Origin of the sequence: Altericroceibacterium indicum, assembly GCF_009828105.1 — a bacterium.
In the GTDB taxonomy this organism is placed as follows: domain Bacteria; phylum Pseudomonadota; class Alphaproteobacteria; order Sphingomonadales; family Sphingomonadaceae; genus Altericroceibacterium; species Altericroceibacterium indicum.
In genome coordinates this window covers 910,993-926,469 of record NZ_WTYQ01000001.1, presented here as the reverse complement: position 1 = coordinate 926,469, position 15,477 = coordinate 910,993, and the positions used below count along the sequence as shown (strand labels likewise).

Sequence of the window (15,477 nt, the reverse complement as noted above, 5' to 3'; positions counted from 1 at the left end):
AGCCAAAGCCATGATTGGCCATTACAACGCGCAGGATGCTGAAAGCTATGTTGCGCTGATGACCGAAGATGCCTGTGAAGCAGGCTATCGCGGCGATGTCGTGCGTGATGGCCGGCAGGGAATTGTTTCCGGCCTGACTGCCATGTTTGCCGAATTCCCCGAAAATCGGGTCGAAATCCTCTACGGCGCTGAATTCGACAATTATGCCGTGCTGCATGAACGGGTTTTTCGTTCATCAACCGCCGAGCCCTTCGAGGTTATGGCCGTCTATAGTTTCGAGGGCGACAAATGCTCTCGCGTGGAGTTTGTTCGCTAATGGCTGAACGCGCACCAGCACCCGATACCCCTGAACTGCGCCAGCGCTGGGGTAATTTCACGTGGTCCACTGAAAATGCGGAACAGGCCAAGGTGGTCGTTGCCCGTTATCCGGCAGGTCGCCAGAAGTCGGCTGTGATGCCTTTGCTCGATCTGGCGCAGCGTCAGGTTGGCGCAGAGACGAACACGCAGGGCTGGCTGCCGCTTCCAGTGATGGAATATGTTGCCAATTATCTCGACATGCCGATCATTCGCGTGCTCGAAGTGGCCACTTTCTACACCATGTATAATCTGGCCCCAGTTGGTCGCTATCATGTACAGGTTTGCGGAACGACGCCCTGCATGTTGCGCGGGTCTGATGACATTCTTGATGCCTGCTACAAGCGCGGCATGAGGAAAGGTCACACAACGGATGACGGTCTGTGGACCCTCACTGAAGTTGAGTGCATGGGCAATTGCGCTACCGCACCGATGGTTCAGATCAATGATGACAATTATGAAGATCTGACGCCTGAACGTCTGAATAGTGTGCTTGATGCACTGGCCGCAGGAGATACGCCCAAGGCTGGCACGCAGGAATCGGGGCGCCACACCAGTGAACCCTCAGGCGGGCCGACCACTCTGAAAGACATGGTAAAAGAAAACCATGACTATCGGGGGGAATGGTGAGCTATTCGCTCGCTACGCTTATTATCGCAATTGTTGCGGTGGTCCTTGCATGGAACGTGCTTAAAGGGATTGCCAAGACAATCGCACTGGTCGCGATCGCGTTGGTCGCTGCCATTATCGTATTCGGAGGAATGAGCTGATGCTCACCGATAAGGACCGTATCTTTACCAATCTCTATGGCTTCCAGCCATGGAACCTTGATGCTGCGCGCAAGCGTGGTGACTGGGATGATACGAAAGCGATCCTCGCCAAGGGGCGTGATGCGATCATTGATGAAATAAAGGCTTCTGGTCTGCGTGGCCGGGGCGGGGCAGGCTTCCCCACGGGTATGAAATGGAGTTTCATGCCCAAGGAAGCGCCTAAGGATCGGGACGGCAATCCGCGCCCGAGCTTTCTTGTCATCAATGCCGATGAATCCGAACCCGGTTCCTGCAAGGACCGTGAAATCATCCGCCACGATCCGCACAAGCTGATCGAAGGCGCTTTGGTGGCGGGCTTCGCGATGCAGGCACGTGCCGCTTATATCTATATTCGCGGTGAATATATCCGTGAAGCCGAAACGCTTTTTGCAGCTGTTCAGGAAGCTTATGACGCTGGCCTGATCGGTAAGAATGCAGCCGGCTCCGGCTATGATTTCGATGTCTTCGTCCATCGCGGCGCGGGCGCTTATATCTGCGGTGAAGAAACCGCGATGATCGAAAGCCTCGAAGGCAAGAAGGGTCAGCCACGTCTCAAGCCGCCATTCCCGGCAGGTGCAGGCCTCTATGGCTGCCCGACCACAGTGAACAACGTGGAATCTATCGCGGTGGCGCCGACGATCATTCGTCGCGGCGCTGCGTGGTTCTCCAGCTTTGGCCGTGAAAACAACAAGGGCACCAAGCTCTTCCAGATTTCCGGCCATGTTGAAAAGCCTTGCGTGGTAGAGGAAGCGATGAGCATTCCTTTCCGCGAGCTGATTGAAAAGCATTGCGGCGGCATCCGTGGTGGCTGGGACAATCTTCTTGCTGTGATTCCCGGTGGTTCATCGGTTCCACTGGTTCCGGCTGAACAGATCATGGATTGCCCGATGGACTTTGATGGCCTGAAGGAAGTTGGTTCAGGTCTGGGGACTGCTGCGGTTATCGTGATGGACAAGTCCACCGACATAGTTCGGGCGATCAGCCGGATCAGCGCTTTTTACAAGCATGAAAGCTGTGGCCAGTGCACCCCTTGCCGTGAAGGCACAGGTTGGATGTGGCGTGTGATGGAACGGCTGCGCGAAGGCGAGGCTGACAAGTCCGAAATCGATATGCTGTTTGAAGTCACCAAGCAGGTGGAAGGTCATACGATCTGCGCATTGGGCGATGCTGCGGCATGGCCGATCCAGGGCCTTATCCGCCATTTCCGCCCCGAATTGGAGCGCCGCATTGAAGCGCGTGAAGGCTCCCTCCAGGAGGCTGCTGAATAATGCCTAAAGTAACCGTAGACGGCCAGGAACTGGATGTTCCCGATGGCGCCACAGTCCTTCAGGCCTGTGAGCTGGCGGGTAAGGAAATCCCGCGTTTCTGCTATCATGAACGCCTGTCAATCGCTGGCAACTGCCGGATGTGTCTGGTTGAAGTGAAGCCTGGACCGCCCAAGCCGCAGGCTAGCTGTGCGCTGCCCGCCGCTGAAGGCCAGCAGATCCGCACGGATACGCCGATGGTCAAGAAGGCGCGGGAAGGGGTGATGGAATTCCTTCTCATCAACCATCCGCTCGATTGCCCAATTTGCGATCAGGGTGGTGAATGCGATCTTCAGGATCAGTCCGTGGCTTATGGCCGTGGTGCATCACGTTACCACGAACATAAGCGCGCGGTGACATCCAAGAATATGGGGCCATTGATCAAGACGATCATGACCCGCTGCATCCATTGCACGCGCTGCGTTCGGTTTTCGGAAGAAGTGGCTGGTGTGGATGAAATCGGCGCGCTTTATCGCGGCGAAAACATGCAGATCACGACCTATCTCGAACAGGCTGCCAAACATGAGCTTTCGGCCAATGTGATCGATCTTTGCCCAGTTGGTGCGCTGACCTCGCGGCCTTACGCTTATGAAGCGCGTCCGTGGGAATTGAAGAAGACCATGTCGATCGACGTGTCTGACGCAGTGGGTGCCAATATCCGTATTGACAGCCGTGGCCGCGAAGTGCTCCGCGCTCTTCCGCGCATCAATGATGATGTGAACGAAGAGTGGATTTCGGACAAGGCACGCTATCAGGTCGATGGCCTTACGCGCCGCCGTCTCGACAAGGTGTGGATCCGCAAGGCAGGCAAGTTGCAGGCTTCCAGCTGGAACGAAGCTTTCGAACTGATCGCTGCGGCGAAGCCGGGCAAGGATATTGCCGCTGTCGCTGGAGATATGGTCGATTGCGAAACCATGTTTGCGGCCAGGAAGCTGCTGAACGCATTGGGCTCCAATCTCGTTGAATCGCGCCAGACCGGCATGAATTACGACGTGTCAAACCTCGCAGCGGTCAATTTCAACACCGGCTTTGCCGAGATTGAAAATGCTGATGCGGTTCTGATCGTCGGAAGCCATGTGCGTTGGGAAGCGGCCCTTCTTAACGTCCGCCTGCGTAAAGCGGCGAAGAGCGGCGCGAAGATTTTCCTTGTCGGCCCTGAATGGGAAACGACTTATCCGGCTGAATTCATCGGCGCTGATGTTTCTGTCCTGCATGACCTTCCGGCCCATGTTGCCGAAGCCATGTCCAAGGCGGAACGTCCGGCGGTGATCCTTGGCGGCGCGGCTCTGGCAAAGGGTGCTCTGCATCCGGCACTGGCACTGGCCGCTGAATGGAACCTCGTTCGTGATGGCTGGAACGGCTTTAACGTCCTCCACTTCTCTGCTGCGCGCATGGGGTCACTCATGCTCGGCTTCGCGCAGAAGGGTGGCATGGCGGATATCGCTGCGGCCAAGCCGAAAGTTGTGCTGTCCCTCGGCGCGGATGAAATGGATTTGGAACCATTCGCCGATGCGCTGAAGGTCTATATCGGCCATCATGGTGACAAGGGTGCGCATGGCGCAGAAATCATTCTGCCGGCCGCAGCCTTCACCGAAAAGAGCGGCACCTATGTGAATACGGAAGGTCGCGTTCAGCTTGCTGACAAGGCCGTGTTCGCCCCCGGTGACGCTCGCGAAGACTGGACTATTCTGCGCGCATTGGCTGATGCGCTTGGCGTTTCGGTCGGTTTCGACAGCTTTGAACAGCTTCGCGCCCAGATGATCGCAGAAGTTCCGGCACTTGGACACGAAGCTGTGGCCGATTACGGCGCGCTTCCCAAGGCTGACATGTCCGTCAAAGCATCGGGCGCGATGAGCTATCCGATCAAGGATTTCTACATGACCAACCCGATCGCTCGGGCGAGCGCGGTGATGCAGCAATGCTCTGCCGAATTGCTCCATGGCGAAGCGCTTCCGGAGGCAGCCGAATGACCGCCTTTTTTGAATCCCTTGGCATGAATTACGAATGGGCGTGGTTTGTCGCGACCATTTGCGGAATTCTGCTGATTGCGCTGCCGCTGATGCTGGCTGTGGCTATGATCATTTACGTTGACCGTAAAATCTGGGCCGCGATGGCTTTGCGCCGTGGTCCCAACGTGGTTGGCCCTTTCGGTCTCTTGCAGAGCTTTGCAGATGGCTTGAAGGTTTTCCTTCAGGAAACCATCATCCCATCGGCAGCAAATAAGGGCCTGTTCCTGATTGCGCCGATCATCACCTTCACGGTTGCACTGATGGCCTGGGCGGTGATGCCTTTTGCCGAAGGTGCCGTGCTGGCGGACATTAACGTTGGCCTGCTCTATATCCTGGCGATTTCGTCCCTCGGTGTTTATGGTGTGGTGATCTCCGGTTGGGCTTCCAACTCGAAATATCCTTTCTTTTCAGCCCTTCGCGCTGCGGCGCAGATGATTTCCTATGAAGTCTCGATCGGCTTTATCCTGATTTGCGTGATCTTATGGGCCGGGACGAACAATCTCAGCGATATCGTCATGGCGCAGAAGGGAGCGGGCCTTGGCATCGTCAACGGGTTCTTTTTCAATATTCTACTGTTCCCGATGTGGGTGCTGTTCCTGATTTCCGGCATGGCTGAAACGGCGCGTGCGCCTTTCGATCTGACCGAAGCGGAATCTGAACTCGTTGCGGGTTACCAAACTGAATATAGCTCGATGGCCTTCGCGCTCTTCTGGCTTGGTGAATATGCCAACGTCCTGCTGATGTGCGCGCTGAACACCACGCTGTTCTTCGGTGGCTGGTTGCCTCCGCTGGACATCGGCATTCTTTATGTGGTGCCGGGCTTTATCTGGTGGCTGCTGAAAACATTCTTCTTCTTCTTTGTCTTCTCCTGGGTGAAGGCAACAGTCCCTCGCTTCCGCTATGACCAGCTGATGCGTCTGGGTTGGAAGATCTTCCTTCCGATGAGCCTGCTCTTCGTTGTGCTGGTTTCCGGTTATCTTATGCTGACGAGGTACGGATGAGCATCCCCCATCTCATCAAGTCCTTCACTCTTTATGAGTTCGTGAAGGCGCACGCGCTGACCTTGAAGTATTTCTTCAAGCCCAAGGCGACGATCAACTATCCGTTCGAAAAGAACGATCTGAGCCCGCGTTTTCGTGGTGAACACGCATTGCGTCGCTACCCCAATGGGGAAGAGCGCTGCATTGCCTGCAAGCTGTGCGAAGCCGTTTGCCCGGCGCAGGCGATTACGATCGAAGCCGAACCGCGTGATGACGGCAGCCGCCGTACGACTCGCTACGATATCGACATGACAAAATGCATCTATTGCGGCTTTTGTCAGGAAGCCTGCCCGGTGGACGCTATCGTTGAAGGGCCGAATTTCGAATATTCGACCGAAACGCGTGAGGAATTGCTTTATGACAAGGCGAAACTGCTCGCGAATGGGGACAAGTGGGAGCGGGCGATTGCCGCGAACCTTGAAGCCGATGCGCCCTATCGCTAACCGGCTCGCCAAGGACGGAATGTCATGATCCATACGATAGCTTTTTATATCTTCGCCGCGATGGTGATTGCCTCTGGGGCACTTGTCATCACTGCGCGAAACCCTGTTCACTCGGTGCTGTGGCTGATCCTCGCGTTCTTTAACGCGGCCGGTCTCATGGTTCTGGTCGGTGCCGAGTTCATCGCCATGTTGCTGGTGATCGTTTACGTTGGCGCGGTTGCGGTGCTGTTCCTCTTCGTCGTGATGATGCTCGAAATCGACTTCGCGGAAATGCGTGCCGGTTTCGTCAAATATTTCCCACTCGGCGTATTGCTGGCGCTCATTCTGGTTTCAGAGATGATCTTGGGTATTGGCGCTTACAGCGCTGGCTCGATGCATCTTGGCACGGCCGACGGGGTTGGCACGCCGCTGATGGGTGAAAGCAATATCCGCAGTATCGGCGCGCTCTTGTATGGCCGTTATCTCTTCCTGTTCGAAAGCGCAGGGCTCGTTCTGCTGGTGGCGATGGTCGGTGCCATCGTCCTGACGCATCGTGAACGTGGCACAGTGCGCGGACATCAGAATATCAACAAGCAGGTTCGTCGCCGTCCCGGTGATGCAACCGTCAACACGCGCCCCGAAGTGGGCAAAGGGATTGAACTATGACCGGGGTGAAGCTGTGATCGGCATTGAACATTACGTCGTCGTCAGCTCGATCCTGTTCGTGCTTGGCGTGCTTGGTATTTTCCTTAATCGGAAGAATGTGATCGTGATCCTGATGGCGATCGAACTCATTCTGCTTTCGGTGAATTTGAACTTCGTGGCCTTCAGCGCCTTCCTGAACGATCTGGTTGGTCAGGTTTTCGCGATGTTTATCCTCACCGTTGCGGCAGGCGAGGCTGCTATTGGTCTTGCTATTCTGGTTATCTTCTTCCGTGACCGCGGCACGATTGCTGTCGATGACGTCAACCGGATGAAGGGATAAAAGAACATGTCCACCATCCTACTTATTGTCTTCCTGCCGTTGGTGGCATCGATCATTGCCGGTTTCGGCAATCGGTCGATCGGGAATGTCCCGGCGAAGATCATCACCACTGGCGCGCTGTTTATCTCATGTGGGCTAAGCTGGCCGATTTTCCTGAGCTATCTTGCTGGCACGGCTGAACCCGGTGTGGTTCCGGTGCTGCAATGGGTTCATTCCGGAGCCTTCAGCTTCGATTGGGCACTGCGCGTTGATACGCTGACTGCGATCATGCTGGTGGTTATTACCAGCGTTTCGGCTCTCGTTCATCTTTATAGCTGGGGCTATATGGATGAAGATCCCGATCAGCCGCGCTTCTTCGCCTATCTGTGCCTGTTCACCTTCGCCATGCTGATGCTGGTGACAGCGGACAATCTGGTGCAGATGTTCTTCGGTTGGGAAGGCGTGGGCCTTGCATCCTATCTCTTGATTGGTTTCTGGTTCAAAAAACCAAGCGCGAACGCTGCTGCGATCAAGGCATTTGTGGTCAACCGTGTGGGTGACCTTGGCTTTATGCTGGGTATCTTCGGCACGTTTCTGGTCTTCGGCACAGTGTCCATTCCGGAAATCCTGGCTGCAGCTCCCGGCATGGCTGGCGCAAAACTTAACTTCCTGGGAATGCAATTCGACACGATGACCATTCTTTGCCTGCTGCTCTTTATCGGGGCGATGGGTAAGTCTGCTCAGCTTGGTCTGCACACTTGGTTGCCGGACGCTATGGAAGGCCCGACACCTGTTTCGGCGCTGATCCATGCGGCAACCATGGTGACCGCTGGCGTGTTCATGGTTTGCCGTCTGTCACCGATGTTTCAGGCTGCGCCTGACGCGATGACTTTCGTCACCTTCATTGGTGGTGTCACCTGCCTCTTTGCGGCAACGATCGGCACAACGCAGTGGGACATCAAGCGGGTTATCGCTTATTCGACCTGCTCGCAGCTCGGTTACATGTTCTTTGCTGCAGGCGTGGGTGCGTATGGCGTGGCCATGTTCCACCTGTTCACACACGCCTTCTTCAAGGCTCTGTTGTTCCTTGGTGCCGGTTCGGTGATCCATTCGATGCATCACGAACAGGATATGCGTTACTATGGGGGCTTGCGTAAGAAGATCCCGGTAACCTTCTGGGCCATGATGGCAGGTACGCTCGCTATTACTGGTGTTGGCATCTACTGGCTTCATGCAGGTTTTGCAGGCTATCACTCCAAGGATGCTATCCTTGAAGCGGCTTTCGCCAGCGGCACCGATATGGGGCGTTCAGCTTTCTGGCTTGGTGCCTTTGCTGCATTGCTTACCAGTTTCTATAGCTGGCGCCTGATGTTCCTCACATTCTGGGGCAAGCCGCGCTGGGCGCAGTCTGAGCATATTCAGCATGCTGTCCATCACGGCCATCACGATTCTGATCACGCCAATCCGGCTGCTCAGGAAGATGCCGGGCATGATGTTCATCATCACGCTCCATCACCCCATGAAGATGATGGCACAGCCGGTTACCATCCGCATGAGAGCGGTCTGGTTATGCTGATCCCACTCATCCTCTTGTCGATGGGGGCCATTTTCTCTGGTTATGTGTTCAGCCCGTTCTTTGTGGAAAGCGAAAGCTTCTGGAAGGGGTCAATCGCTTTCAATGAACATCTCATCCATGAAATGCACGGTGTGCCATTCTGGGTGAAGATTTCGGCTTCGATCGCGATGCTTGCAGGTTTGGCTGTTGCTTGGCTTGCCTACATCAAGGACACATCTATTCCCGGTAAGTTCGTCGCCCAGTTCAGTCAGGTTCATGCCTTCTTGTATAACAAGTGGTATTTCGACGAACTGTACAACTTCCTGTTCGTTCGCCCTGCTTTCTGGCTCGGTAACGTCTTCTGGAAGCGTGGTGATGTCGGCTTGATTGACCGGTTCGGACCAAATGGTGCGGCCTGGATTGTGGAACGCGGCGCTGTCGTGGCCAAGAAAATCCAGTCCGGTTATCTTTATTCCTATGCGCTGGTCATGCTGCTCGGGCTGATTGCCGCGATTAGCTGGGTAATGGTGCGCTAATGGGGGACTTTCCAATTCTTTCGCTGATGCTGCTGGTGCCGCTCGTCGGGGCGGTTGCCTGTCTCTTTGCAGAGGCTCGCGCCGCGCGGATGATCGCGCTTATCGCCACTCTCATCGATCTCGCGCTCGGGATCATTCTTTGGCTCAATTTCGATATTGGTGGTGCTCAGTGGCAGTTCGTTGAACGCGCTGAATTGTTCGCCGGTTTCAATTGGGCTCTGGGGATTGATGGCATTGCCTTGATGCTCATCATTCTATCCGTGTTCCTGATGCCGATCTGCATTGGGGCGAGCTGGAAATCGATCAACAAGCGCGTGGGCGAATATATGGCGGCATTCCTGCTGATGGAGGTGCTGATGATCGGCGTCTTCGCAGCACAGGATATGTTCCTGTTCTACATCTTCTTCGAATCCAGCCTGATACCGATGTATCTCATCATCGGTATCTGGGGCGGCGATAACCGGATTTACGCCAGCTATAAGTTCTTCCTCTACACCTTGCTCGGCTCAGTTCTGATGCTGATCGCAATGTTGTGGATGGTGAACCAGGCCGGTACGACCGATATCCCGACCCTGATGGCCTATGATTTCCCAGTGAAAGCGCAGACTTTGCTCTGGTTGGCATTCTTCGCCAGCTTCGCAGTCAAGATGCCTATGTGGCCGGTCCACACATGGTTGCCTGACGCCCACGTTCAGGCGCCGACGGCAGGCTCGGTTATTCTGGCCGGTGTCTTGCTGAAGATGGGTGGCTATGGTTTCATCCGTTTCGCTCTGCCTATGTTGCCGGAAGCATCGGCCTATTTCGCAAACTTCGTCTGGGCGCTGTCCATGATCGCGGTCGTGGTGACCAGCCTGATCGCTCTCGTGCAGAGCGATATGAAGAAGCTGATCGCCTATTCCTCGGTCGCGCATATGGCGATTGTGACGGTTGGCCTGTTCTCATTCAATATTCAGGGCCTTGAAGGTTCGATGATCCTGATGTTGAGCCATGGTGTTGTGTCAGGCGCATTGTTCCTGTGCGTTGGCGTGATCTATGATCGCCTCCACACACGTGAAATCAGCCGCTACGGCGGTCTGGCTATCAATATGCCGAAATATGCGGTGCTGTTCTTGCTCTTCACCATGGCCAGCATTGGCCTTCCGGGCACAGCCGGCTTCGTTGGTGAGTTTTTGAGCCTTGCCGGTATTTATCAGGTATCCACATGGGCGGCGCTGGTGTGCGGCACGGGCATCATCCTTGGTGCAGCTTACATGCTCTTTCTCTATCGCCGGGTTGTTTTTGGTGAACAGAAGAACGCCGATGCGGCTGCGATGCTTGATCTTGATGCTCGCGAATGGATCATGCTCAGCGCGCTCGCCGCTGCCACATTATGGATGGGCGTTTACCCTGAGAGCTTCCTTGCTCCGATGCGTAAAGACATTATGACATTGGAAGCACGGGTTACCCGTTCGGCTCCGGTCAGCGATTCACATTTTCAAATGAGGGACCCCGAAGCGATGGCAGATCATGCCAACAGTGCTCACGAAGCGGTTGAGGGGGGAGCACACTAATGGAACTCAAGCAATCCCTTGGGCTTATTGCGCCTGAAATACTGCTTTCGATTGCAAGCCTTGTCCTGCTTTTGGTTTCTGCCTGGGCAGGTGATAAGGCGAGCCGGGCCATCAGTGTGGTTGCCTGCTTCGTTCTGGGTGCATGTTTCTTCATCGTCGCACCCACAGTCTGTGCTGGCGTAGCTGGCCCCGATGTCGTTGCTTTTAATGGCCTCTTCACGGCTGACGCTTTTTCCGGCTTTGCCAAGCTGTTGATCTTTGCTGCTACTGGTGCTGCTCTGGTGATGGCACCCAAGTTCTTTGAGCGTACCAATTCGATGATGCCGGAATTTCCGGTTCTGATCCTTCTGGCTGCGCTTGGCATGTGCTTGATGGTTTCTGCGACGGATCTGATGACACTTTACATCGGTCTCGAACTCAACAGCCTTGCATCTTACGTTCTGGCAGCCTTCCTGCGCAATGATGAGCGTTCAGCGGAAGCTGGCATCAAATATTTCGTGCTTGGCGCATTGGCGAGCGGGATCCTGCTCTTCGGTATGAGCCTGACCTATGGATTCACCGGTTCGACCGACTTTGGCACTGTCCGTGCGGCTCTGACGGGTGATATGTCCACTGGCGCAATGTTTGCTGTGGTGTTCGTTCTGGCTGGTCTGGCCTTCAAGATCTCTGCCGTTCCATTCCATATGTGGACGCCTGATGTTTACGAAGGTTCGCCAACCCCGGTCACGGCTTTCTTTGCCACTGCACCTAAGGTGGCTGCGGTCTCTTTGTTGATGCGTGTTTCGCTGGATGCCTTTGGCATGCAGGCAGACGCATGGCGCCAGATTGTGCTTTTCGTCGCTCTGGCTTCGATTGTTGTCGGCGCACTGGGTGCCATCGGGCAGAGCAACATCAAACGTCTGATGGCGTTCAGCTCGATCAACAATGTCGGCTTTATTCTGATTGGTCTCGTGACCGGGACCGTTCAGGGCGCAAGCGCAATGCTGGTTTACCTCGCTATCTATATCGCGATGACCGCCGGCAGTTTCCTTGCCATCATCATGATGAAGGATGAAGCTGGCGCACCTGTCGAGAAGATTTCAGACATTGCTGGTCTGTCGCGGACAAAGCCTGCTCTGGCGCTTTGCCTTGCAATGATGATGTTCAGCCTTGCTGGTATTCCGCCACTGTTCGGTTTCTGGGGCAAGTTCGTTGTGTTCCAGGCCGCCGTTGAAGCAAATCTTGTCGCTTTGGCTGCGATCGGTATTGCCGCCAGTGTGATTGGCGCGTTTTACTATCTGAAAATCGTCAAGGTGATGTATTTTGACGAACCAGCAGATGTGGTGAAGGGGCAGTCCGATTGGGCACATTGGGCTCTGCTGATTATCAGCACGGCATTCATTTCCCCACTCGGCTATTTGCTTACAACATGGCTGGGCGGAATTGCTGATAAGGCTGCGGCGACTTTGTTCCTCGTGGCGGCCTAAGCAACGGCGATCCCTTTGATCGAGATTATTCCCGAAACCGGGTCTACAAATGCAGATCTCCTCGCCCGCCTCGCGGCGGGTGAGGAGATTGCTGAAAATTACTGGCTGGTCACCGATACACAGACCTCTGGCCGGGGAAGACAAGGTAGGCCCTGGCTCAGTGAACCGGGCAACTTCTTCGGGTCGACCTGTATTTCTTTGCAAGCCTCTGACCCTCCACCAGCAAGCTTGTCTTTTGTCATCGCGCTGGCAGCCTATGAAGCACTTGTGCCGATCATGGACCGGCCAGATCGGCTTCAGCTCAAATGGCCCAATGATGTGCTGATGAGTGGAGCCAAGCTTGCGGGCATTTTGCTTGAAGGGCGAGGGCGCAATATTGTCATCGGAATTGGGGTTAATCTGGTGTCTGCTCCCAAGATAGCTGATCGTGACATAGCCAGCATAGCCGGCACAGGAAGCCGCCCTGACCGCGATGTGTTTGCCCATTCACTTGCTGACAGTTTCCGAAATGAAGTTGCCGCATGGCGTGACACTGGCCTGGAGCCACTGTTCAAACGCTGGCTTTCGGTCGCACATCCTGTTGGCAGTCCCCTGGCGGTTCATGCTACCGATGGTTCAAGAATTTTTGGTCGTTTCGTCGGTTTAGCAGAGGATGGAGCGCTGCTGCTGGAAGATGGCGATGGCGGTGTTCACACGCTTCACGCAGGCGACGTGATGCTGGGAAGGAATTGAATATGCTTCTGGCAGTCGACATGGGCAATACAAACGTGGTGTTCGCTCTTTTCGAAGATGGGCAGATCCGTGCGCGCTGGCGGATCGCAACTGATCCGCGCCGCACGGGCGATGAATATGCCGTCTGGCTAACCCAATTGATGAACATTGAAGGCATTTCGCCAAAGTCGGTCGATCAGATGATTATCTCGACCGTTGTACCGCGCGCGCGCCATAATCTTGATGTTCTGGGGCAGAAATATTTTGGCGTGGCTCCGTTGTTTGCCGGGGAAGGGGCCGCTGCCTGGGATTTCCCGATTGATGTTGATGAGCCCCGCTCGCTCGGTGCTGATCGCGCGGTTAATGCCATGGCTGCTCATGCCAAGCACGAAGGCGATTTGATTATTGTTGATTTCGGCACGGCTACCACATTCGACGTGGTTGATTTTCGTGGCACTTATAAAGGCGGTATCATTGCGCCCGGTATCAATCTGTCGCTAGATGCGCTGGTTAATCAGACCGCGAAATTGCCGCGAGTCGCGATTGAGGAGCCCAGGACTGGCTCTGTGATTGGCCGGAACACTGAAGATCAGATGTTGATCGGATTGTTCTGGGGCTATGTTGCAATGATGGAAGGGCTTATTGCCCGATTACGAGCCGAGATAGGTCGGCCCGCCAAGGTTGTGGCAACCGGTGGCTTGGCTATCCTTTTCGACCGAAAAACGGAGATTTTTGACGCAGTGGACGCAGATTTGACCATTGAAGGCCTTGCCCTTCTTGCCGCGCGGGCGAACGCCCAGTGAAAAAGAATTACACCCCCGAAGATGAAGTTCTTTTCCTCGCACTGGGAGGGTCGGGCGAGATTGGTATGAATGTCAATCTCTACGGCTGTCAGGGCAAATGGCTGATGGTCGATCTTGGCATGACGTTCAGCGGGAATGAATATCCCGGTGTCGATCTTGTTTTTGCTGATCCCGATTTTATTGAAGATCGTCTGGATGATCTGCTTGGGATCGTTCTGACCCATGCGCATGAAGACCATATCGGTGCTATTCCTTATTTTGCGGCAGATTTCGGTGTTCCGCTTTATGCGACACCATTCACTGCTGAGCTGATCAGAAGGAAGCTGCAAGAAGCCGGGATTGTGAATGATGTTGAGCTCAACATCATCGAAGAAGATGATCTCTCGCTCCAAATTGGGCCGTTTGGCATCACCTATGTTCCGCTGGCGCATTCGATCGCAGAAGGCAATGCGCTCATCATCGAAACGCCGCATGGCCGCATCTTCCATACGGGCGATTGGAAGCTGGATGAAGAACCGTTGGTGGGGATTCCTGCCACGGAAGAAGAGCTTATCGCGATTGGGGACGAGGGCGTTTTGGCTCTCATCTGTGATTCCACCAATGTCTTTAACCCCACGGCTTCGGGTTCTGAAGGTGCGGTTTATCGCGGGCTTCTGGAAGAAGTGAAACAGCATACCGGTAAGCGGGTGTTGGTGACGACTTTCGCCTCTAATGTCGCGCGGCTGCAAACGCTGGGCTACATTGCACAGGAAACCAATCGGAAGCTTTGTGTCGCTGGGCGTTCGCTTGACCGGATTATCGAAGTGGCCAAGCAAAGCGGTTATCTGAAAGATTTTCCGGAAACGGTTGATTTCGATACGGCAATGTCTTTGCCGCGCGGTGAAGTTCTGATCATGGCGACGGGTGGGCAGGGGGAACCCAGAGCTGCATTGTCGCGCATTGCTGATGAAAACCATCAGGTCGAACTCAGCAAAGGCGACGTTGTGCTGTTCTCCAGCCGTCAAATACCAGGAAATGAATTGGCTATCGGCCGCATTCAGAACCGTCTGGCTGAGCGCGGGATCACTATGGTCACTGACCGGCAGAGCGAAATTCATGTCTCTGGCCATCCCGGACGCCCTGAGTTGGAAGCGCTCTATAGCTGGTTGCGGCCTGATATTCTGGTCCCCGTTCATGGCGAAATTCGGCACATGCGCGAACAGGTCAAAGTTGGCCTGGAGCATGGCATTCCAAGTGCTGTATTCCAGAAAAACGGTGATATCGTGCGGTTGGCACCGGGAAAGCCGGGCAAAATTGCTACGGTCTCAACCGGTCGCCTGGTGCTGGATGGTGATGTCATTATCCCCGCAGACGGTGAAGCCATCACCATGCGCCGCCGCATGTCGCGCGATGGCATGTTGATTGTCGTGCTGGATGCTGACTTTACGCCAAAGGTCGAAGGTTTCGGTATCCCTTTGGATGAAGACAATGATGAGTTCATTGCAGAAGCTGAAGCGGATATCGAGAAAGCTATCGCCAAGCTGAAGGGGGCAGCCCGCAAGGATCTTGACGGCGTGATGGAAACTGCCCGTCTCGCTGCTCGCCGAGCAGCCCAGAGGTGGTCCGGCAAGAAGCCGCAAACCCGCGTTATAATGGCTGGAGGCTGACGGCTCGCTCATGCAATGGACATCGATCCTGGCGATCTATGCCCTTGTATGGGTGATGTGCGGCTTTGTGATGTTGCCAATCGGCATTCGTACCCATGAAGAACAAGGGCTGGAAAAGATACCGGGGCAGGCTGACAGCGCTCCGGCAAATTTCCGGCCTTGGAAGGTAGTGTTGCGAACCACGGTTCTGGCTGCGATTATTTGCGGCATTTTTGTTGCCAATTATGAATATGAATGGTTGGCGCTGGAGGATTTGAACCTTTACAGCCCGCCCGAACCTTCATCTAAATGATAAACTGGCATTCAGC

Annotated in this window: 16 protein-coding genes; all 16 read left to right on the top strand. The window is 54.8% G+C overall.

Going from position 1 to position 15,477, the window contains the following annotated elements; translation table 11 throughout:
- Positions 1-10: 10 nt before the first annotated feature.
- Genes GRI39_RS04530 through GRI39_RS04460 form a run of 16 tightly spaced genes read left to right on the top strand, consistent with a single transcriptional unit; the run spans position 11 to position 15,461 of the window.
- On the top strand, positions 11-316 hold the full coding sequence (locus GRI39_RS04530; protein ID WP_160738631.1) for a nuclear transport factor 2 family protein: 306 nt from the start codon (positions 11-13) through the stop codon (positions 314-316).
- A complete protein-coding gene (locus tag GRI39_RS04525; protein WP_160738446.1) occupies positions 316-984 on the top strand; it encodes a complex I 24 kDa subunit family protein in 669 nt (222 codons plus the stop codon). The genes GRI39_RS04530 and GRI39_RS04525 overlap by 1 nt, the downstream gene beginning before the upstream one ends.
- The gene (locus GRI39_RS14365) at positions 981-1,124 is read left to right on the top strand and encodes a hypothetical protein (protein ID WP_170324270.1); all 144 of its coding nucleotides are present in this window, start codon (positions 981-983) and stop codon (positions 1,122-1,124) included. The genes GRI39_RS04525 and GRI39_RS14365 overlap by 4 nt, the downstream gene beginning before the upstream one ends.
- A complete protein-coding gene (nuoF, locus tag GRI39_RS04520) occupies positions 1,121-2,431 on the top strand; it encodes an NADH-quinone oxidoreductase subunit NuoF (protein ID WP_160738630.1) in 1,311 nt (436 codons plus the stop codon). The genes GRI39_RS14365 and nuoF overlap by 4 nt, the downstream gene beginning before the upstream one ends.
- On the top strand, positions 2,431-4,437 hold the full coding sequence (gene nuoG / locus GRI39_RS04515) for an NADH-quinone oxidoreductase subunit NuoG (protein ID WP_160738445.1): 2,007 nt from the start codon (positions 2,431-2,433) through the stop codon (positions 4,435-4,437). Before nuoF ends, nuoG begins: the two co-directional genes overlap by 1 nt.
- On the top strand, positions 4,434-5,477 hold the full coding sequence (gene nuoH / locus GRI39_RS04510; protein ID WP_160738444.1) for an NADH-quinone oxidoreductase subunit NuoH: 1,044 nt from the start codon (positions 4,434-4,436) through the stop codon (positions 5,475-5,477). The genes nuoG and nuoH overlap by 4 nt, the downstream gene beginning before the upstream one ends.
- Positions 5,474-5,959, top strand: a complete 486-nt coding sequence (gene nuoI, locus GRI39_RS04505; RefSeq protein ID WP_160738443.1) for an NADH-quinone oxidoreductase subunit NuoI — start codon at positions 5,474-5,476, stop codon at positions 5,957-5,959. Before nuoH ends, nuoI begins: the two co-directional genes overlap by 4 nt.
- A gap of 24 nt (positions 5,960-5,983) precedes the next feature.
- Positions 5,984-6,604 carry an NADH-quinone oxidoreductase subunit J gene (locus tag GRI39_RS04500; protein WP_160738442.1) on the top strand — a complete coding sequence of 207 codons (621 nt, stop codon included), beginning with the start codon at positions 5,984-5,986 and terminating at the stop codon, positions 6,602-6,604.
- A 13-nt stretch (positions 6,605-6,617) separates the two neighbouring features.
- A complete protein-coding gene (gene nuoK, locus GRI39_RS04495; protein WP_160738629.1) occupies positions 6,618-6,923 on the top strand; it encodes an NADH-quinone oxidoreductase subunit NuoK in 306 nt (101 codons plus the stop codon).
- 6 nt (positions 6,924-6,929) lie between these two features.
- Entirely contained in the window at positions 6,930-8,993 is a 2,064-nt protein-coding gene (nuoL, locus tag GRI39_RS04490) for an NADH-quinone oxidoreductase subunit L (RefSeq protein WP_160738441.1), read from the top strand.
- Positions 8,993-10,543, top strand: a complete 1,551-nt coding sequence (locus tag GRI39_RS04485) for an NADH-quinone oxidoreductase subunit M (protein ID WP_160738440.1) — start codon at positions 8,993-8,995, stop codon at positions 10,541-10,543. Before nuoL ends, GRI39_RS04485 begins: the two co-directional genes overlap by 1 nt.
- Positions 10,543-12,009 carry an NADH-quinone oxidoreductase subunit NuoN gene (gene nuoN / locus GRI39_RS04480; protein WP_160738439.1) on the top strand — a complete coding sequence of 489 codons (1,467 nt, stop codon included), beginning with the start codon at positions 10,543-10,545 and terminating at the stop codon, positions 12,007-12,009. The genes GRI39_RS04485 and nuoN overlap by 1 nt, the downstream gene beginning before the upstream one ends.
- Before the next feature lie 15 nt (positions 12,010-12,024).
- Positions 12,025-12,741, top strand: a complete 717-nt coding sequence (locus tag GRI39_RS04475) for a biotin--[acetyl-CoA-carboxylase] ligase (RefSeq protein ID WP_160738438.1) — start codon at positions 12,025-12,027, stop codon at positions 12,739-12,741.
- A gap of 2 nt (positions 12,742-12,743) precedes the next feature.
- Complete coding sequence (locus GRI39_RS04470) at positions 12,744-13,523, top strand: type III pantothenate kinase (protein ID WP_160738437.1); 780 nt, start codon at positions 12,744-12,746, stop codon at positions 13,521-13,523.
- Entirely contained in the window at positions 13,520-15,169 is a 1,650-nt protein-coding gene (locus tag GRI39_RS04465; protein ID WP_343033284.1) for a ribonuclease J, read from the top strand. Before GRI39_RS04470 ends, GRI39_RS04465 begins: the two co-directional genes overlap by 4 nt.
- A gap of 10 nt (positions 15,170-15,179) precedes the next feature.
- Positions 15,180-15,461 carry a DUF1467 family protein gene (locus GRI39_RS04460; protein WP_160738436.1) on the top strand — a complete coding sequence of 94 codons (282 nt, stop codon included), beginning with the start codon at positions 15,180-15,182 and terminating at the stop codon, positions 15,459-15,461.
- Positions 15,462-15,477 lie beyond the last annotated feature (16 nt).

Excerpts from the sequence above, each read along its gene's own strand:
- nuoI (WP_160738443.1), top strand. The coding sequence starts at position 5,474 with ATGAGCATCCCCCATCTCATCAAGTCCTTCACTCTTTATGAGTTCGTG.
- GRI39_RS04525 (WP_160738446.1), top strand. The coding sequence starts at position 316 with ATGGCTGAACGCGCACCAGCACCCGATACCCCTGAACTGCGCCAGCGC.
- GRI39_RS04470 (WP_160738437.1), top strand. The coding sequence starts at position 12,744 with ATGCTTCTGGCAGTCGACATGGGCAATACAAACGTGGTGTTCGCTCTT.
- GRI39_RS04485 (WP_160738440.1), top strand. The coding sequence starts at position 8,993 with ATGGGGGACTTTCCAATTCTTTCGCTGATGCTGCTGGTGCCGCTCGTC.
- nuoG (WP_160738445.1), top strand. The coding sequence starts at position 2,431 with ATGCCTAAAGTAACCGTAGACGGCCAGGAACTGGATGTTCCCGATGGC.
- nuoN (WP_160738439.1), top strand. The coding sequence starts at position 10,543 with ATGGAACTCAAGCAATCCCTTGGGCTTATTGCGCCTGAAATACTGCTT.
- nuoH (WP_160738444.1), top strand. The coding sequence starts at position 4,434 with ATGACCGCCTTTTTTGAATCCCTTGGCATGAATTACGAATGGGCGTGG.
- nuoL (WP_160738441.1), top strand. The coding sequence starts at position 6,930 with ATGTCCACCATCCTACTTATTGTCTTCCTGCCGTTGGTGGCATCGATC.
- GRI39_RS04530 (WP_160738631.1), top strand. The coding sequence starts at position 11 with ATGATTGGCCATTACAACGCGCAGGATGCTGAAAGCTATGTTGCGCTG.
- GRI39_RS04460 (WP_160738436.1), top strand. The coding sequence starts at position 15,180 with ATGCAATGGACATCGATCCTGGCGATCTATGCCCTTGTATGGGTGATG.
- GRI39_RS04500 (WP_160738442.1), top strand. The coding sequence starts at position 5,984 with ATGATCCATACGATAGCTTTTTATATCTTCGCCGCGATGGTGATTGCC.